The organism is Pseudomonas sp. TJI-51 (assembly GCF_000190455.2).
Classification (GTDB): Bacteria; Pseudomonadota; Gammaproteobacteria; order Pseudomonadales; family Pseudomonadaceae; genus Aquipseudomonas; species Aquipseudomonas juntendi.
On sequence record NZ_AEWE02000089.1, the window covers coordinates 12273 to 30166 of the forward strand.

The window sequence follows — 17894 nt, forward strand, 5'->3', positions numbered from 1 at the left end:
CGTCGTCGTCCAGCTGCGGGGCAGACGCCTGGATGCAACTGATCACCATGACCACATCACCTTGCTCGGTCTCGATGCACGCAGCCAGGCCGACCATGCCCCGGGACTTGTTCTTGCGCTTGTGGTCGAGCACTTTGGCGTCGCTCTCGACGGTGGCCATCTTGTCGAAGGCCTTTTTGGCCAGGCTGCCCAGTTGGGTGCCGCCCAACATTGCGTTGCCGGCAACGGCTATAGCACGTACAGCAATGGCGCCGACGGTGACCGACAGCTCAGCCGATGTTTCCTGCTCGAAGCTGCGCTTGGGGATGGTGAAGCCCAGGTCACGCATCACATCGATGAGCTTGTCATACCACTCCCTGCTCTGCTTTTCGGCATCGAAGGCTTTGTCCGCCACCAAGGTGGCAAAGTGGTATGCATTCTTGCAGTCATGGCGGCTTTGCACGGACATACCCGCGCCACAGGCAAGCAGGTTGCCTTCGACCAGGACGGCGGCGTCGCGGGTAGTGGCTTGTGTTTCAGACATCGGGAAACTCCTTGGTGGTTACCCCTGAATCAGGGGCAGCCACCTTAGCCAGCGTGCTCGCAAGACAGCGCGCTGAAGGGTTTCCGCGGTAGCTAGCTGGCCGAAGGGTACCAACGTGGCGTGTAGGCCCACACCCCACCCGTGAGGCGAGGAAACACGCAGGTTGTGGAGGAGCCCACCAGCACCATGGTGCGCATGTCGACCATTTCTGGCAGCAGCTCGGCCAATGTGACTACCTTGAGCGTCTGCCCTGGCCTACCGATATCACGCCCCAGGACTACAGGCGTGTTGCCAGCACGGTGCCGCCGAACCACCTCGAGCGCCACGCCGAGCTGATGCGGCCTCGAGCGGGAAATCGGGTTGTAGAATGCCAATACCAGGTCAGCCTGGGCGGCCAGGTCCAGGCGCTTCTCGATGATCGACCAGGGTTTGAGGTTGTCCGACAGCGACATCACGCAGAAGTCATGGCCCAGCGGTGCACCTGCCTGGGCAGCGGTCGCCAGCGAGGCGGATACCCCCGGCAGGATCTCCAGGTCGACCCGGTGCCACGCCGGGTCGGTCGACGCGTGCAGCGCTTCGAGCACTGCCGCCGCCATGGCGAACACCCCCGGGTCGCCCGACGACACCACCACCACCGAACGGCCTTGGGCCGCCAGCTCGAAGGCATGCCTGGCGCGTTGCATCTCTTCGCGGTTGTCGGTGCAGTGCAGCACCTGGTCGCTACGGAACGGCCCGGCCATGCGCACATAGGTTTCATAGCCAAGCACGTCCTGCGCCCGGGCCAATTCCGCCTTGACCGCTGGCACCATCAGCTCGGCAGCGCCCGGCCCCAGGCCGATAACGGCCAAACGGCCGCGGCGGCGGCCCAAGCGGCCGCGGCGGCGCCCCAGCCGCTCCACCTCGACCGGGGCGGGTGCCACCGCGATGACCACGTCGCCCTGCCCGATCAGTTGGGCACCGGGCAATGCCGCCGCCAGCATGCTGGCAACATCGCCTGGCTGGGCCGCGAAGCGCAGGGCAACCCCCAAAGCCTGCGCCGCTTCGTGCAGGGTGGTGTCGGCCATGGCGTGCTCGCCCGCCAACACACAGGCCACAGCTGGCTCGGCGATGCCGGCCTGCTGCAAGGCAGCACGGATAGTGTGCAGCGCGCCGCCTGCAACCCCCACCACCACCGAGCGCGGGTGGATCAGCAGCTCGTCGCGGCTGGCCGGGCGCGCCAGGTGCCCCACATGAATGGTGCGCCGGGCCACCTCGCTGGCGGGCAATTGCGCCTGCTGCAACCAGGGCGCATGCCCCTCGACCCGCACCGACTCGCCAGCCAGCAGGTCGGAAACAAAGCGCTTGCCTTGCTCGACATCAGCCAGGGCATAGCCTTGCGGCGGGTTCAGCAGGCAGGTGCCGAAACGCAGTTCGCCGCTGGTCGTGATGGCGGCGGCAACACCCAGCGCCGCGCCGATTTCCCGCGCCATCACGTTCACCCCGCCCAGGCCACCGAGCAATGGCACCACCGCACTGCCATCTTCAGCCACGGCCAGCACCGGCGGTTCGCTGCCCTTCTCGCTGAGCAGGGGCGCCAGGCTGCGAATGACGATACCGGCTGCGCACAGCGCAATGATCGGGGTGGCTTGCTGGTACAGCGCCCGCAGGGTGTCGCCAAAGGCACTGTAGTAGCAGTCGGCGCCCTCCACGCGGCCCTGCAGGCCATGGATCAAAGCCTGTGGATAACGCTGCTGGATGCGCTGTGCCGTCAACAGGCTGCCCGGCCCGAGAATGACGATGGCCGGTGCCGGGTTCAAGGTCAGCCCTGCCATTTTTCCCCCGGCACGATGATCAGCGAAAAGTACGGCGACGACAGCGGGTCGACCTGGTCCAGCGGCACGATTTTCTGGTTGGCCATGGTCGCCCGTTCCACGTACAGCGCGCGCCCGTCCAGGCCAAGCTCGGCCAGCACGTCGCGGACCTTGGGGAAGTTGCGGCCAAGCTTCATGATCACCGCCGCATCGGCGTCGGCCAGGCGGCGCTTCAGCTCATCGGCCGGCAACACCCCCGACAGCACGGACAAACTCTGGTTGCGGTACACCAAGGGCGCGCCCAGCACCGAAGCGCCCCCCAGCATGGAGCACACGCCAGGAATCACCTCGGCCTCATAACGCTGTGCCAGGCGGTCGTGCAGGTACATGTACGAGCCGTAGAAAAACGGGTCGCCTTCGCAGATCACCGCCACGTCCCGACCGGCATCCAGGTGCTCGGCCACTTGCACGCTGGCTTCGTCGTAGAAGTCGCTGATGACCTGTTCATAGGACAAAGGCGCCGGCAGGGCTTCGGTGGTCACCGGGTAGACCAGCGGCAGCAGGGTCTGGGCAGGCTGCAGGTGCGCCTCGATGATGCCGAAGGCATTGCCGCGCTTGCCCTTGGCCACGAAGTAGCCGACCACCGGGGCCTCGCGCAGCAGGCGCAGGGCCTTGACGGTGATCAGCTCGGGGTCGCCGGGGCCTACGCCCAGGCCCAGCAGTCGTCCACGCGGCGCCATCATTCCACCTCCGTGGCCAGGGCGTTGACCGCGGCAGCGGCCATTGCGCTGCCGCCCAGGCGGCCTTGCATGATCACGAACGGCACGCCGCGGCTGTCGGCAGCGAGCATCGCCTTGGACTCGGCAGCACCGACGAAGCCGACCGGGAAGCCGAGGATCAGCGCCGGCTTGGGCGCACCGGCGTCGAGCATTTCCAGCAGGTAGAACAGGGCGGTGGGGGCGTTGCCGATGACCACCACGCTGCCCTCCAGGTGCGGGCGCCACAACTCCAGGGCCACGGCCGAGCGGGTGTTGCCGGCCTCTTTGGCCAGGCCAGGCACGCTGGGGTCACGCAGGGTGCAGATGACCTGGTTGTCGGCTGGCAGGCGGGCCCTGGTGATGCCCTCGGCGACCATGTGCGCATCGCACAGGATCGGTGCGCCGTTGCGCAGCGCTTCGCGCCCGGCATGGCCAGCGCCTGCAGAGAACTGCAGGCCATCGATGGCCTCGACCATGCCACAGGCGTGGATCACCCGCACGGCGAGCTTTTCGAGGTCTGCGGGGATCCGCTCGAGCCGGGCTTCCTCGCGGATGATCCGGAAGGAATTGCGATAGATCTCCTGACCATCGCGGATGTAGTCAATCATCAAGGTGCTCCGTCGGCAGGTCGAGCATGGCGCCTGCTTCATTCAAGGTAAGGTCGGTGCCGCGCAGGGCGCCAAAGCCTGGCTGGCACGCGTCACGCAGGTACAGGTCATAACGGCCCGGTGAACGGGCCAACAGGGTGGCCGGGGCAACGTGGGCCACGGCGCAGGAACGGGGGCAGCCAGACAAGTGCACGCTGCCCGGGGCGCCAGGGCCGAGCAGCGCGGCCAGGGCCACGGCATCGCCCTTGGTCTCGCCCAGGGCCTTGGCGCAGCCGCTGCTGCCGGTGCAGGCGCTGATACGTGCCAGCGGCTCATCCACGTGGCAAAGCAGGCCCAGGGCAGACAACCCAGCCTGGGCCTGCTCGATGTGCTGCGCCGGCAGGTTGGTCAGCACCAGGCTTTGCCATGGGCTCAGGCGCAGGCTGCCGTCGCCCAGCTCACGGCAGACCTGGGCGACGCCGCGCAGCATGGCCGGGGTCAGGCGGCCCTGCGCCGGGGCAACGCCAAGGGCCAGGCCGCGGGCCTGGGGCAGCTTGCCCAACCACACGGGAGCAGGCTGGTGCCGGCGCCAGCCGAGCACGGCAGCGTCGCGGCGGATATCCAGAGGCAGGCCTTCGACAAACTCGCCGGCCGGGTAGGCTTCCAGCAGCTGGCGCATGCGCGAATGCGCGGGGCTGGCCAGGTCGAGGAAACGGTCGAGCACGGCACGCACCAAGGCCAGGCCATCGGCCAGCGGCACCGCACCCAGCACTTGGCCATCTGCCGGGCAACCCGCCAGGCCGAACGCCAGCCAGGTTTGCTGGCCCAGGCGCAAGGCCGACAACCACAGGTCGTGAGGGTGTTCGAGCATGGCCAGGGCTTCGCCGGCATCGAGTTGCACGGCGAACTTGGCTGACAACTGGTGGAAGCGCGGGGTGCTTTCGAGCAGGTCTAGAATCTGCCCGGCCAGGGGCCGTGCATCCAGCAGCATGGCCGGATCATGCCCGGCCAGCGGGCTGAGCATCAGGTTACGTACATCGTCGCCGGCCGCATCGCGCGGGCCCAGGCCTGCCGCGAGCAAGGTCTCGACCAGGGCGTGGTGTGCATTGCCGATGCCGCGGATCTGCAGGTTGCCGCGGTTGGTGGCCTCGATCACGCCGCCGGCGAAACGCTCGGCAGCGGCGGCTACTGCATCGGCCTGGTCGGCCAGCAGCAGGCCGCCCGGTAGTTTGATCCGGCAGATACCGCCATCGCGGGCACTGACGATGCGCCACAACCCCGGGCAAGCCGAGGGACGTGGGGTAACAGCGGGGGCATCGGCCTGGGTCAATGGAGTATCCGGCAATCTGTGAAAGTGCGCTTGAGTGTAGAAGGCGCGGTATTATGCCTGCTTTGGCCGGCGGCATGAAAAGCCGGTGGTCGAGCATCATTCGGGTTTGAGCAGAAATTCTGGGGCGCTGTGCGCCCCAGAATCTTTAAGAGGTATGAATGACACCCTGGCTGACAGTAGTAGGCATCGGCGAAGACGGCTTCCCTGGCTTGGGCAAACAAGCCCGGCGCGCCCTGCTGGGCGCCACGAAGATTGTCGGCAGCCCCCGCCAGCTGGCCCTGCTGCCGCACTGCACGCGCGCTGAACAACTGCCCTGGCCCAGCCCATTCTCGCTGAACCCGGTACTGGCCCTGCGTGGCGAGCCGGTGTGCGTGCTGGCCAGCGGCGACCCCATGTTCTACGGCGTCGGGGCCAGCCTGGCGCGCCTGGTGCCCGCGGCCGAAATGCGCGTGCTGTCGATGCCCTCCTCCTGCGCCCTGGCAGCGGCCCGCCTGGGCTGGCCAGTGCAGGACCTGCACGTGGTGTCACTGGTGGCGCGGCCGCTGGCTGCCCTCAACGCCCACCTGTACAGCGGCCTGCGCCTGCTGGTGCTGAGCAACGATGGCGACAGCCCGGCGGCCATTGCTGCACTGCTCTGCGAACGTGGCTTCGGGCCCAGCCGCGTGCAGGTGTTCGAGCACCTCGGTGGCGAAGCCGAACGCACGCTGGTCGGCACTGCCCAGGACTGGCCGCACACCGATATCGCTGCGCTCAACCTGGTGGCCATCGACTGCCAGGCCACGCCCCACGCCCCCCGTCACCATCGCCTGGCCGGGCTGCCCGACAGCGCCTTTCGCCACGACGGCCAGCTGACCAAGCGCGATGTCCGCGCCATGACCCTGGCGCGCCTGGCGCCGCAGCCAGGCGAACTGCTGTGGGACGTGGGTGCTGGCTGCGGCTCGATCGGTATCGAATGGATGCGCGCCCACCCGGCCTGCCGCGCCCTGGCCATCGAGGCCGACGAAGGCCGCCAGGGCTTCATCGAACATAACCGCGATGCGCTGGGTGTTCCCGGCCTGCAGCTGGTTCGCGGCAAGGCGCCGGCAGCGTTGCATGGGCTGGAGCCGCCCGATGCCATTTTCATCGGCGGCGGCGTCACCCGCGAAGGGGTGCTCGACCTGTGCTGGGCCAGCCTGCGCCCTGGCGGGCGCCTGGTGGCCAATGCGGTGACCCTGCAAAGCGAACTGGCCTTGGCGCATTTTCGCCAACAGCACGGCGGCGAACTGACCCGCGTGCATGTCGCCCATGCCCAGCCACTGGGCGCGTTCGACACCTGGCGCCAGGCGCTGCCGATCACCCTGCTGGAAGTGCAGAAACCCGTCGATGCGTGAAGAAACCCGCGAACAGCCCGCCCCACTGCGCAGCGGCCTGACCACCGGCAGTTGCGCCACCGCCACCAGCCTGGCGGCAGCCAAGCTGTTGCTCACCGGGCAGCGTGACGACGCCGTGGCTATCACCCTGCCCAAAGGCAAGGTGGTGCAGATGCGCCTGGAATTCTGTCGCCTGGTGGGCGAATGCGCCGAAGCCGGGACGGTCAAGGATGCCGGCGATGATCCCGACGCGACTCATGGTGCGCTGCTGTACACCCGGGTGCGCCTGCTGGGCGACCCGGGCGTGCGTTTTGTCGCTGGCAGCGGCGTCGGCACCGTGACCCGCCCGGGGCTGGTGCTGGCGGTCGGTGAACCTGCCATCAACCCGGTGCCCCGGCGCATGATCAGCGAGCACCTGCAGCGCCTGGCCGATGAGTGTGGCCACCCTGGCGGCTTCGAGGTCACGGTCAACGTGCAGGGCGGTGAACAGCTGGCGCTAAAGACCATGAATCCGCGCCTGGGCATCCTCGGCGGCCTATCGATCCTCGGCACCAGCGGTATCGTGCGGCCATTCTCCTGCGCCGCCTATATAGCGTCGATCCACCAGGGCATCGACGTGGCTCACACCAACGGCTACACCCACATCGCCGCCTGCACCGGCAACGCCAGTGAAGACACCATGCGCCGTGTCTACGGCCTGCCGGAAATCGCCCTGATCGAAATGGGCGACTTCGTCGGCGCGGTGCTCAAGCACCTGCGCAAGGTGCCGGTGCCGCGCCTGACCTTGTGCGGCGGCTTTGGCAAGATCAGCAAGCTGGCTGCCGGGCACATGGACCTGCACAGCCGCCATTCCAGCATCGACCTGCCGCAGCTGGCCGGCTGGGCAGCGGCGATCGGTGCTGACACAGCCCTGCAAGCCGCGATCATCGACGCCAATACCAGCCAGCAGGCTCTCGCACTGGCGCATGCGGCCGGTATCGCGCTGGGTGATGCGGTGTGCGCCCATGCCCTGGCGTTTGCCCGCAGCGTGGTGCCGGCGGCAGTGCAGGTGGAAGTGTTCGCCATCGACCGCCAGGGCGGCATTGTCGGCAAGGCTGGCGTGGCATGACCGCCCGTATCCTGCTGCTGGGTGGCATCACCGAGGCCCTGGCCATCGCCCGCCGCCTCGGCCCGCAGCATGTCTACAGCCTGGCCGGTATCGGCCGTGTGCCCCAGGACCTGCAATGCCAGGTGCGGGTCGGTGGCTTCGGTGGCGCCGAAGGCCTGGCGCGCTACCTGCGCGAGTCGGGCATTACCCTGCTGATCGACGCCACCCACCCCTATGCAGCACAGATCAGCGGCAATGCCGCCCAGGCCGCACGCAGCGCCGGCATCCCCTGTTGGGCCCTGCGCCGCCCGGCCTGGCAGGCGCAAAAGGGGGATGACTGGCGCGAAGTGGCAGACTGGGCGCACTTGATCGCAGCACTGCAGCCGTTTCGCCGGCCGCTGTTCACGCTGGGCCGTGAGCCGCTGCAGCACCTGGACGAAATTCCGCCACAGCAGTTCTGGACCTTGCGGGCATTGGAGGCCTGCCCCGGCAATGAGCGCTGCGAGGTGATCGGTGCGCGCGGGCCGTTTGTTCTCGAGGATGAACGGGCATTGTTCCAGCGGCGCAGCATCGACGTGTTGATCAGCAAGAACAGCGGCAGCGTGGCGACCGAACCCAAACTGGAAGTGGCGCGTGAGCTGGGGGTGCCGGTGCTGGTCCTGAAACGCCCGGCGTTGCCAGCGGTGGGTCGTGCATTCGACACGCCGTTGGCGCTGCTGGCCGCGCTGGGCCTGCACTGACAGCTTTTTCAGATTTTTCCGTACGCCCTGCAAGTGGCCCAGTAGCGCCCCGCTGCCTTACACTCAGCACCTCCCCCTGGAAGGCGCAACCCATATGGAAATGCAATGGTGGATCTGGCTGCTGTTCGGCATCGGGCTGATCCTGCTGGAACTGGTCCTGCCGACATTCTTCATCCTCTGGTTCGGCATCGGTGCCGTGCTGGTCGCGCTGGTTGCCCTGGCCGCGCCCACCCTGGCCCTGGACATGCAGGTACTGCTGTGGGTAGTGCTGTCATCGGCCACCACCGCGCTGTGGTTCAAGCTGTTCCGGCGCAAGCAGCCGGATGTGCGCTGGACCGCCGACAGCGTGATCGGCGAAGTGGGCCTGCTGACCGCCGCGGTGTCGGAGTTCCACAAGGGCCGCGTGCGCTTCCAGAAGCCGATCCTCGGCAATGAAGAATGGACCTGCATCGCCGACAGCGAAATCGCCGCCGGCGAGCGGGTGCGCCTGACCGCCATCGAGGGCAATACCGCCCGCGTCATCCGGGCCTGAAACCGCACAAAAAGGAATTTTGCATCATGACCAGCCTCATCGTCGTTGGCGCCATCGCGCTGTTCGTTCTGATCACCGTGTTCAAGGGGGTTCGCATCGTGCCCCAGGGCGAGGAATGGATCGTCGAGCGCCTGGGCCGCTACCACAGCACCCTCAAGCCCGGCCTGAACATCGTCATCCCGTACATGGACGTGGTCGCCTACCGCCTGCCCACCAAGGACATCATCCTCGATGTGCAGGAGCAGGAAATCATCACCAAGGACAACGCGGTGATCGTCGCCAATGCCCTGTGCTTCGCCAAGGTGGTCGACCCGCAGAAAGCCTCGTATGGCGTACAGAACTTCTCCTTCGCCGTCACCAGCCTGACCATGACCTCGCTGCGCGCGATCGTCGGTGCCATGGACCTGGACGAAGCGCTGTCCAGCCGCGAGCAGATCAAGGCACGCCTGCGCGAGGCGATGTCCGAGCAGACCGAAGACTGGGGCGTGACCGTGCGTTCGGTGGAAATCCAGGACATCAAGCCCTCGGAAAACATGCAACTGGCCATGGAGCGCCAGGCTGCCGCCGAACGGGAGCGCAAGGCCGACGTGACCCGTGCCGAAGGCGCCAAGCAGGCGGCCATCCTGGAAGCCGAAGCGCGCCTGCAAGCCGCCAGGCTGGATGCCGAGGCGCAAATCAGCCTGGCCGAGGCTTCGGCCCGGGCTATTTCGTTGGTCAAGGAAGCCGTGGGCAACGAAACCGTGCCGGCCATGTACCTGCTGGGTGAGCGCTATGTCGGGGCGATGGAAAACCTGGCCGGGAGCAACAATGCCAAGGTGGTGGTGTTGCCGGCGGACCTGCAGGAAACCGTGCGTGGGCTGATGGGGCGTGGCAAGGCTTGATAGCACCACGCGCTGCGTCACTTCACCGCACCCCGCGTATTTACCTATACTCCGCCTTACAATACCCACCACGATTCCTGACCGGATCTCTCCATGCCCCCACGTCGGCACATCGCCTGGATAGCCTGCCTTGCAGTGCTGTTCAACCTGCTGGCCATGCCGCTGTCCTCTGCCGCGCCCAAGGGCCCGGCCGAGCAGCTGCTGTGGGGGGCCTTCTGTTCCAGCATGGCCAAGAAGGCCAAGGTCGATGTCCAGGCACTGGCCAAGATCGACCTGGGCCCGCAAAGCGACGACAGCGCCGCCTTGATGAACTGCTGGTGCTGCTCTGGCGCCGCGCCGCTGTTGGCCCTGCCCGCATACCCGCCGCAATTGCACAACCCGCCGACACTGTTCGCCGGGCTGTTGCCGCCACCGGCTGACTACCAACCCACGCCGCGCCAGCTCTGGCCTGCGTTAAACCCTCGTGCCTCTCCGCTGGCCTGAGTTCCGTCGTTGTCTGCCTGAACCTGAAACAGAACGGAGATTCACCATGCTCAAGCACGCCCTCGTCCTGGCCGCCCTGATGCTGCCTGGCGCTTTCGCCAATGCCCACGAATACAGCGTGGGTGACCTGCACATTGCCCACCCCTGGTCGCTGCAGTTGCCACCCAATGCGCCCAACGTGGCGGCGTATTTCGTGGTGCACAACAACGGCCAGGCCGACGACCGCCTGCTCAGCGTCGACAGCCCGATCAGCGATGATGCGCAACTGCACGAACATGCCATGAGCGCCAACGGCGCCATGAAAATGCAACAGGTACCCAGCGTGGTGGTGCCCGCCGGCAAGGACCTGACCTTCGCCCCCAGTGCCTACCACGTGATGCTGATGCAGCCCAAGGATCGCAGCCTGCTGGTCGATGGCAAGCGCTTCCCGTTGACCTTGCACTTCGAGAAGGCCGGCGATGTCACCGTCGAAGTGGCCGTGCAGAAGCAAGCGCCAGCGAACCAGCCGCAAGCGCACGAACACGCACACTGACCGCAGCTGACAGGCGCTGGCCATGAGCCTGCCCTACCCCCGCATGCGCCGTACCACCCGCCCTGACCGCAGGCGCGCCGGTGGCGGATGGCTGAGCCTGTTCGCCATGTGGATGATCTTCATCGGCCCGCTGATTTCCCAGGCGATGCCGATGAACCATCACGCCGGCATGGCCATGCCGATGGACATGCCCATGCCGGCTGCCCATCAGCACGCTGGCGACAGCCATCACGGCCACGGCAGCGACGGCCAGCTGCATGTGATGTGGGAAAAGTGCGGCTACTGCAGCCTGTTGTTCAACTGCCCGGCCCTGCCCCAGGCCCTTAGCCCACTCAGCGCCGGCAGCGTCGTCCCCACCAGCCACCTGATTGCACCCACGCACCAGGGCCATGCCCGGCAGGCTGTATTCCCCGGTGCGCGCAGCCGTGCACCGCCTTCCTCGATCAGCACCTGAACCGACGTTTTGTGCACGAAGCCCGCGGGCTTCGCGCTACCTCATGACTGATCGACTGGAATCATTATGTCTGGCTGCACCCCTGTTTTTGCCTTGTCCCTGCGTGGGACCATCGCCGCACTGTGCGGCTCGCTGCTTGCGCCGGTAGCCCTGGCCGCCGAGCTGAGCCCGACGGTCGTCACCGCCGTGGCACCGAGTTCGCCGTTGACCGTGGTCACCAACCCGAAAGACCCACGCCAGCCGGTGCCGGCCAGCGATGGCGCCGACTACCTGAAAACCATTCCCGGTTTCTCGGCGATCCGCGCCGGCGGTACCAACGGCGACCCGGTCCTGCGCGGCATGTTCGGCTCACGCCTGAACATCCTCACCAATGGCGGGCTGATGCTCGGCGCCTGCCCCAACCGCATGGACGCGCCGACCTCCTACATTTCCCCCGAAACCTATGACCGGCTGACCGTTATCAAGGGCCCGCAGAGCGTGATCTGGGGGCCAGGCGGTTCGGCGGGCACGATACTGTTCGAACGCGAACCCGAGCAGTTCGGCAGCCTCGGCAGCCGGGTCAATGCCAGCCTGCTGGCCGGCTCCAACGGCCGTTTCGACAAAGTGCTGGATGCCGCTGCCGGAAACAGCCAGGCCTATGCACGGTTCGTCGGCAACCAGTCGCGCTCGGACGACTATCACGACGGTAACAACGACACCGTGCCGTCACGCTGGGACAAGTGGAACGGCGATGTCGCCCTGGGCTGGACGCCCGACCAGGACACCCTGCTGGAGCTGACCGCCGGTAAGGGCGATGGCGAAGCCCGCTACGCCGGGCGTGGCATGGACGGCTCGCAGTTCAAGCGCGAAAGCCTGGGCCTGCGCTTTGAAAAGTCCAACCTCGGCGAGGTGCTGGACGCGCTTGAAGCGCAGGTCTACTACAACTACGCCGACCACGTGATGGACAACTACAGCCTGCGCACGCCCTCGGGCAGCGGCATGATGGGCATGCCCATGGTCAGCAACGTAGACCGCCGCACCCTGGGCGCACGCATCAAGGCCACCTGGCGCTGGGCCGACGTGCAACTGATCAGCGGCCTCGATGCGCAAACCAACGAGCACCGCCAGCGTGGCGGCATGGGCGTGGACGCGCACAAGGGCCAGGCCTGGACCAAGGACGCCGACTTCCACAACTACGGTGCCTTCAGCGAACTGACCTGGTACGCCACGGGTGAGGACCGCCTGGTCAGCGGTGCCCGCCTGGACCGCGCCTCGGCCCGCGACTTCCGCCAAGGCAGCGCCACCCAGGGCGACACCCGCGCGGCCACCCTGCCCAGCGGCTTCGTGCGCTACGAACATGACCTGGCAGGCCTGCCGGCCACCACTTACATTGGCCTGGGCCATGCCCAGCGCTTCCCCGACTACTGGGAGCTGTTTTCGCCCAAGCTGGCACCGCCCGGTGCGGCCAACGCTTTCGACGGCATCAAGCCCGAGAAGACCACCCAGCTGGACTTCGGCATCCAGTACCGTAGCGAACGCCTGGAAGCCTGGGCCTCGGGTTATGTCGGGCAGATCCGTGACTACATCCTGTTCGACTACCGCCCCGGCATGATGGGCATGAGCACCTCGCAGGCCCAGAATGTCGATGCGCGTATCATGGGTGGCGAACTGGGCGCGGCCTACCAGCTGACCGAGCACTGGAAGGCCGATGCCAGCCTGGCGTACGCGTGGGGCAAGAACAGCAGTGACGGCAAGGCGCTGCCACAGATGCCCCCGCTGGAAAGCCGCCTGGGCCTGACCTACAGCCGTGATGTGTGGAGCGTCGGTGCGCTGTGGCGGCTGGTGGCGGCGCAGAACCGCATCGCCGAGAACCAGGGCAACGTGGTCGGCAAGGACTACGAAAAAAGCGCCGGCTTCGGCGTGTTCTCGCTCAACGGCGCCTACAAGGTCAACACCAACCTCAAGCTCAGCGCCGGGGTCGACAACCTGTTCGGCAAGGCATACGCCGAGCACCTGAACCTGGCCGGCAACGCCGGGTTCGGCTACCCGGCAAGCGACCCACAGCCGGTCAACGAGCCAGGCAGGACCTTCTGGACCAAGGTCGATTTCAGCTTCTGACACTAACCACGGGCGCAGCTTCGGTTGCGCCCATCTGCGGGTCAAAAGGAGGTTCCCATGAGAGGAACACGCATCAGTTTCTATAACCTGGCCTGGCGTTGGCACTTTTATGCGGGGCTGTTCGTGGCCCCCTTCATGATCCTGCTGGCCATCACCGGGATCATCTACCTGTTCAAGCCGCAACTCGACCCAGTGCTGTACCGCGACCTGATGGTGGTCGAAGCCGGCCATCATCGCCAGGCCGCCGATACGTTGCTGGCCGAGGTGCACCAGGCCTACCCCAAGGGCCACGTGGGCCAATACCTGCCGCCGTTGAATGCCGAGCGCAGCGCGCAGTTCGTGGTGCATGACGGCGGGCGGGAATTGAACGTCTTCGTTGACCCTTACAGCGGCAAGGTCCTCGGCGAACAGGACGGCAAGCTGAACCTGCAGGCCATCGCCCGTGCCCTGCATGGCGAACTGATGGTCGGCACCGTCGGTGACCGCCTGGTGGAACTGGCTGCCGGCTGGGGCATCGTGCTGGTGGTCTCGGGCCTGTACCTGTGGTGGCCACGCGGGCGCACCGGCGCCGGGGTAGTGTGGCCCCGGCTGTCGGCACGTGGCCGCCTGCTGTGGCGCGACCTGCATGCGGTAACCGGGTTCTGGGGTTCGGCCTTGCTGCTGTTGATGCTGCTCAGCGGCATGACCTGGACCGGCCTGTGGGGCAAGCAGTACGCCGAGCTGTGGAACCGCTTCCCGGCGGCCATGTGGACCAACGTGCCCAAGTCGGACCAGCAGGCGGGCGAACTGAACGACGCGCACCGCCAGACCGTACCGTGGGCCATGGAAAATACGCCCATGCCGCAGTCTGGCGCGCATGCCGAACACGCCGGGCACCACATGATGTCGGCCAAACCGGCAGCGCCGCAGGTAAGCCTGCAGCAGGTCGAAGACATCGCCACCGCGCGGCAGGTCGAGCCGGGCTACAGCATTACCCTGCCCACCACCGCCGATGGGGTGTTCACCGTCGCCGTGTTCGCCGATGACCCGCGCAATGACGCCACCCTGCATGTCGACCAGTACACCGGCAAGGTGTTGGCCGACGTGCGCTGGCAGGACTACAGCCCGGTCGCCCGCGCCACCGAACTGGGGGTGATGCTGCATGAAGGCAGGATGTTTGGCGTGGTCAACCAGGTCATCATCCTGCTGGTGTGCCTGATGATCCTGCTGAGCTCGGTGAGCGGGCTGGTGATGTGGTGGAAACGCCGGCCCGAGGGCGGCCTGGGCGTACCGCCGCTGCGCCATGACCTGCCGCGCTGGAAGGCGGCGGTGGCGGTGATGCTGGTGCTGGGGGTGATGTTCCCGCTGGTGGGGGTGTCGATGGTGGTGATGTGGGCGGTGGACAGCCTGGTGGTGAGGCGCCGCCGGGTGTTGGCCAGCGCCTAATTGTGCATGAGCGGTGAATGACAAGCTGAATGCCGTAGGTGCCTAGAGCACGAGTAGGAGCAGAAGCTGCCATTCACCGCTCCACTTGTGGGAGCGGGCGTGCCCGCGAACACCGGCGCAGCCGGTGCCAGACACCGCGTCGCCTGCTTCGCGGGCTTGCCCGCTCCCACAATGAATCGCGCAGGCTTTTCAAATTTTGGGAAAGACCGTTGCTCCTACAACGAACTGCGTTGGCTTTGTAGAGAGGGCGGCACAGGCATCACACTGCTACCCAAATGCAGAGTCGATCTGTCACGCCCCGAATTGGGACGCCCGTGTTAGCCTAGCCGGCTACCTCTGACAAGAAGACTGACCTTTACAAGGGAATGCTGCCTATGACGCAAACCTCACCCACAGCGCCAGATGAACCGCATCTGCAGCGCAACCTGACCAACCGCCATATCCAGCTCATCGCCATCGGCGGCGCGATCGGCACCGGCCTGTTCATGGGCTCGGGCAAGACCATCAGCCTGGCCGGCCCATCGATCATCTTCGTCTACATGATCATCGGCTTCATGCTGTTCTTCGTCATGCGCGCCATGGGCGAGCTGCTGCTGTCGAACCTCAACTACAAGTCTTTCATCGATTTTTCCGCCGACCTGCTCGGGCCCTGGGCTGGCTACTTCACCGGCTGGACCTACTGGTTCTGCTGGGTGGTCACCGGCATCGCCGATGTGGTCGCCATCGCCGCCTATACACAGTTCTGGTTCCCCGACCTGCCGCAGTGGATACCCGCGCTGACTTGCGTGGCGCTGCTGCTGTCGCTGAACCTGGTAACGGTGAAAATGTTCGGTGAGCTGGAGTTCTGGTTCGCCCTGGTCAAGATCGTCGCCATCCTCGGCCTGGTCGCCACCGGCCTGTACATGGTCATCACCGGCTTCACCTCGCCCAGCGGGCGCACGGCGCAGCTGGCCAACCTGTGGAATGACGGCGGCATGTTCCCCAACGGGGTGATGGGCTTCTTCGCCGGCTTCCAGATCGCCGTGTTCGCCTTCGTCGGCATCGAGCTGGTCGGCACCACCGCTGCCGAAGCGAAAAACCCCGAGCGCACCCTGCCGCGGGCGATCAACTCGATCCCGGTACGCATCATCGTGTTCTATGTGCTGGCACTGATCGCGATCATGGCGGTGACCCCGTGGCGCGACGTGGTACCGGGCAAGAGCCCGTTCGTCGAGCTGTTCGTGCTGGCCGGCCTGCCGGCCGCGGCGAGCATCATCAATTTCGTGGTGCTGACGTCGGCCGCCTCGTCGGCCAACAGCGGCGTGTTCTCCACCAGCCGCATGCTGTACGGCCTGTCGCAGGAAGGTGATGCGCCCAGGGCGTTCGAGAAACTGTCCAGCCGCTCGGTACCTGCCAACGGCCTGTACTTCTCCTGCACCTGCCTGCTGCTGGGGGCGGTGCTGATTTACCTGGTGCCGAACGTGGTCGAGGCATTCACCCTGGTGACCACGGTATCGGCGGTGCTGTTCATGTTCGTCTGGACGCTGATCCTGCTGTCGTACCTGAAGTACCGCAAGCAACGGGCGGCGCTGCACCAGGCGTCGAAGTACAAGATGCCGGGCGGGCGCTTCATGTGCTACGTGTGCCTGGTGTTCTTTGCCTTCATCCTGGTGTTGCTGAGCCTGGAGGCCGACACCCGCTCGGCGCTGGTGGTAACGCCGATCTGGTTCCTGTTGCTGGCATCCACTTACCAGGGCGTGCGCAGCCGCCGTCAGCCGCGTTCCACAGTGCGCAACGGTTAATGACCTTGGGGGCTGCGTTGCAGCCCCAATCCTGTGCACGCAACCCCCACAAGCACCATGCTGGCCCGCGCAAACGCCCCAACACCTCGCACCACTGCTCTATCCCGCCCGTTTCGCCGTTAGGCACACCCCTTGCAAAGCTCCTCCCGCTTGCCCAACACATAAAAACCAGCGGAGAGAGCACATGAAGCGTCGCAGTCTGATCAAGGCCTTAACCCTCAGCGCATCGATTGCGGCAATGGGCCTGAGCTGGAGTATCCAGGCCGCCGAGACCATCAAGGTCGGCATCCTGCATTCGCTGTCGGGGACCATGGCCATTTCCGAGACGTCGCTCAAGGACATGGCGCTGATGACCATCGAGCAAATCAACGCCACAGGCGGGGTCAACGGCAAGATGCTCGAACCGGTGGTGGTCGACCCGGCCTCCAACTGGCCGCTGTTCGCCGAGAAGAGCCGCCAGCTGCTGACCCAGGACAAGGTCGCGGTGGTGTTCGGCTGCTGGACCTCGGTGTCGCGCAAGTCGGTGCTGCCCGTGTTCGAGGAACTCAACGGCCTGCTGTTCTACCCCGTGCAGTACGAGGGTGAAGAGATGTCGCCAAACGTGTTCTACACCGGCGCCGCCCCCAACCAGCAAGCCATCCCTGCGGTGCAATACCTGATGAGCGAAGACGGCGGCAGCGCCAAGCGCTTCTTCCTGCTGGGCACCGACTACGTCTACCCTCGCACCACCAACAAGATCCTGCGCGCCTTCCTGCACAGCAAGGGCGTGGCCGACAAGGACATCGAAGAGGTGTACACGCCGTTCGGCCACGCCGACTACCAGACCATCGTCGCCAACATCAAGAAGTTCTCCGCAGGCGGCAAGACGGCGGTCATCTCCACGGTCAACGGCGACTCCAACGTGCCGTTCTACAAAGAACTGGCCAACCAGGGCCTGAAAGCCACCGACGTGCCGGTGGTGGCGTTCTCGGTGGGCGAAGAAGAGCTGCGCGGTATCGATACCAAGCCACTGGTGGGCCACCTAGCGGCGTGGAACTACTTCGAGTCGGTGGATAACCCGGTCAACCAGAAGTTCGTCGCCGACTGGAAAGCCTACGCCAAGGCCAAAGGCCTGCCCGGTGCCGACAAGGCGGTAACCAACGACCCGATGGAGGCCACCTACGTGGGCATCCACATGTGGGCCCAGGCGGTTGAGAAAGCCAAGTCCACCGACGTGGACAAGGTCCGCGAGGCCCTGGCCGGCCAGACCTTCAAGGCACCGTCAGGCTTCACCCTGACCATGGACAAGACCAACCACCACCTGCACAAGCCGGTGATGATCGGCGAGATCCAGGATGACGGGCAGTTCAGCGTGGTCTGGGAAACCGAGCAGCCGCTGCGGGCGCAGCCATGGAGCCCGTTCATTCCGGGCAATGACAAGCGGCCAGATTACGCCGTGAAAGGTAACTGAGTGCAGGGGGCTGCTTTGCAGCCCATTCGCGGGCTTGCCCGCTCCCACAGGATCCCCACTGCCCTCTGGACCGGTGAAATCCCTGTAGGAGCGGG

General features: G+C 66.0%; 17 protein-coding genes. 12 read left to right on the forward strand and 5 right to left on the reverse strand.

The window, feature by feature from the left end:
• The 5 genes from G1E_RS19145 to cobG form a co-directional block, all read right to left on the reverse strand.
• Positions 1–523: hypothetical protein (locus G1E_RS19145; RefSeq protein ID WP_047150026.1), on the reverse strand; the 523-nt coding region annotated here is incomplete at its 3' end.
• Positions 524–615: 92 nt separating this feature from the next.
• Positions 616–2334, reverse strand: coding sequence for a precorrin-3B C(17)-methyltransferase (gene cobJ / locus G1E_RS19150; RefSeq protein WP_047150020.1), 1719 nt, complete (start codon positions 2332–2334; stop codon positions 616–618).
• Positions 2322–3056 (reverse strand): precorrin-2 C(20)-methyltransferase, encoded by a 735-nt coding sequence (locus tag G1E_RS19155; protein ID WP_033690487.1) that lies wholly within the window; start codon positions 3054–3056, stop codon positions 2322–2324. The genes cobJ and G1E_RS19155 overlap by 13 nt, the downstream gene beginning before the upstream one ends.
• A complete protein-coding gene (locus tag G1E_RS19160; RefSeq protein ID WP_009683269.1) occupies positions 3053–3679 on the reverse strand; it encodes a precorrin-8X methylmutase in 627 nt (208 codons plus the stop codon). The genes G1E_RS19155 and G1E_RS19160 overlap by 4 nt, the downstream gene beginning before the upstream one ends.
• Positions 3672–5003 carry a precorrin-3B synthase gene (gene cobG, locus G1E_RS19165; protein WP_033690488.1) on the reverse strand — a complete coding sequence of 444 codons (1332 nt, stop codon included), beginning with the start codon at positions 5001–5003 and terminating at the stop codon, positions 3672–3674. Before cobG ends, G1E_RS19160 begins: the two co-directional genes overlap by 8 nt.
• Before the next feature lie 143 nt (positions 5004–5146).
• On the opposite strand from cobG, the gene G1E_RS19170 reads away from it, so the two are divergent.
• From G1E_RS19170 to urtA, 12 genes are all read left to right on the forward strand, one after another.
• Positions 5147–6358, forward strand: a complete 1212-nt coding sequence (locus G1E_RS19170) for a bifunctional cobalt-precorrin-7 (C(5))-methyltransferase/cobalt-precorrin-6B (C(15))-methyltransferase (RefSeq protein WP_009683271.1) — start codon at positions 5147–5149, stop codon at positions 6356–6358.
• A complete protein-coding gene (locus tag G1E_RS19175; RefSeq protein WP_009683272.1) occupies positions 6351–7445 on the forward strand; it encodes a cobalt-precorrin-5B (C(1))-methyltransferase in 1095 nt (364 codons plus the stop codon). Before G1E_RS19170 ends, G1E_RS19175 begins: the two co-directional genes overlap by 8 nt.
• A complete protein-coding gene (locus tag G1E_RS19180; protein WP_009683273.1) occupies positions 7442–8164 on the forward strand; it encodes a cobalt-precorrin-6A reductase in 723 nt (240 codons plus the stop codon). Before G1E_RS19175 ends, G1E_RS19180 begins: the two co-directional genes overlap by 4 nt.
• Positions 8165–8258: 94 nt before the next feature.
• Entirely contained in the window at positions 8259–8696 is a 438-nt protein-coding gene (locus G1E_RS19185) for an NfeD family protein (RefSeq protein WP_009683274.1), read from the forward strand.
• A gap of 26 nt (positions 8697–8722) precedes the next feature.
• On the forward strand, positions 8723–9577 hold the full coding sequence (locus tag G1E_RS19190) for an SPFH domain-containing protein (protein WP_009683275.1): 855 nt from the start codon (positions 8723–8725) through the stop codon (positions 9575–9577).
• A gap of 93 nt (positions 9578–9670) precedes the next feature.
• Positions 9671–10060, forward strand: coding sequence for a DUF2946 domain-containing protein (locus G1E_RS19195; RefSeq protein WP_009683276.1), 390 nt, complete (start codon positions 9671–9673; stop codon positions 10058–10060).
• A 46-nt stretch (positions 10061–10106) separates the two neighbouring features.
• Positions 10107–10592 carry a copper chaperone PCu(A)C gene (locus tag G1E_RS19200; protein WP_009683277.1) on the forward strand — a complete coding sequence of 162 codons (486 nt, stop codon included), beginning with the start codon at positions 10107–10109 and terminating at the stop codon, positions 10590–10592.
• A gap of 22 nt (positions 10593–10614) precedes the next feature.
• On the forward strand, positions 10615–11046 hold the full coding sequence (locus G1E_RS19205) for a DUF2946 domain-containing protein (RefSeq protein WP_009683278.1): 432 nt from the start codon (positions 10615–10617) through the stop codon (positions 11044–11046).
• A gap of 66 nt (positions 11047–11112) precedes the next feature.
• The gene (locus tag G1E_RS19210; RefSeq protein WP_009683279.1) at positions 11113–13143 is read left to right on the forward strand and encodes a TonB-dependent copper receptor; all 2031 of its coding nucleotides are present in this window, start codon (positions 11113–11115) and stop codon (positions 13141–13143) included.
• Between the two features lie 57 nt (positions 13144–13200).
• Positions 13201–14568 carry a PepSY domain-containing protein gene (locus G1E_RS19215; protein ID WP_009683280.1) on the forward strand — a complete coding sequence of 456 codons (1368 nt, stop codon included), beginning with the start codon at positions 13201–13203 and terminating at the stop codon, positions 14566–14568.
• Between the two features lie 374 nt (positions 14569–14942).
• Positions 14943–16349 carry a D-serine/D-alanine/glycine transporter gene (cycA, locus tag G1E_RS19220; RefSeq protein WP_009683281.1) on the forward strand — a complete coding sequence of 469 codons (1407 nt, stop codon included), beginning with the start codon at positions 14943–14945 and terminating at the stop codon, positions 16347–16349.
• Between the two features lie 184 nt (positions 16350–16533).
• Complete coding sequence (urtA, locus tag G1E_RS19225; protein ID WP_009683282.1) at positions 16534–17799, forward strand: urea ABC transporter substrate-binding protein; 1266 nt, start codon at positions 16534–16536, stop codon at positions 17797–17799.
• The last annotated feature ends 95 nt before the right edge of the window (positions 17800–17894 follow it).

Coding starts and splice junctions, on each gene's coding strand:
- cobJ (WP_047150020.1), bottom strand. CDS start 2,334: ATGGCAGGGCTGACCTTGAACCCGGCACCGGCCATCGTCATTCTCGGG.
- G1E_RS19155 (WP_033690487.1), bottom strand. CDS start 3,056: ATGATGGCGCCGCGTGGACGACTGCTGGGCCTGGGCGTAGGCCCCGGC.
- G1E_RS19160 (WP_009683269.1), bottom strand. CDS start 3,679: ATGATTGACTACATCCGCGATGGTCAGGAGATCTATCGCAATTCCTTC.
- G1E_RS19170 (WP_009683271.1), top strand. CDS start 5,147: ATGACACCCTGGCTGACAGTAGTAGGCATCGGCGAAGACGGCTTCCCT.
- G1E_RS19175 (WP_009683272.1), top strand. CDS start 6,351: ATGCGTGAAGAAACCCGCGAACAGCCCGCCCCACTGCGCAGCGGCCTG.
- G1E_RS19180 (WP_009683273.1), top strand. CDS start 7,442: ATGACCGCCCGTATCCTGCTGCTGGGTGGCATCACCGAGGCCCTGGCC.
- G1E_RS19185 (WP_009683274.1), top strand. CDS start 8,259: ATGGAAATGCAATGGTGGATCTGGCTGCTGTTCGGCATCGGGCTGATC.
- G1E_RS19190 (WP_009683275.1), top strand. CDS start 8,723: ATGACCAGCCTCATCGTCGTTGGCGCCATCGCGCTGTTCGTTCTGATC.
- G1E_RS19195 (WP_009683276.1), top strand. CDS start 9,671: ATGCCCCCACGTCGGCACATCGCCTGGATAGCCTGCCTTGCAGTGCTG.
- G1E_RS19200 (WP_009683277.1), top strand. CDS start 10,107: ATGCTCAAGCACGCCCTCGTCCTGGCCGCCCTGATGCTGCCTGGCGCT.
- G1E_RS19205 (WP_009683278.1), top strand. CDS start 10,615: ATGAGCCTGCCCTACCCCCGCATGCGCCGTACCACCCGCCCTGACCGC.
- G1E_RS19210 (WP_009683279.1), top strand. CDS start 11,113: ATGTCTGGCTGCACCCCTGTTTTTGCCTTGTCCCTGCGTGGGACCATC.
- G1E_RS19215 (WP_009683280.1), top strand. CDS start 13,201: ATGAGAGGAACACGCATCAGTTTCTATAACCTGGCCTGGCGTTGGCAC.
- cycA (WP_009683281.1), top strand. CDS start 14,943: ATGACGCAAACCTCACCCACAGCGCCAGATGAACCGCATCTGCAGCGC.
- urtA (WP_009683282.1), top strand. CDS start 16,534: ATGAAGCGTCGCAGTCTGATCAAGGCCTTAACCCTCAGCGCATCGATT.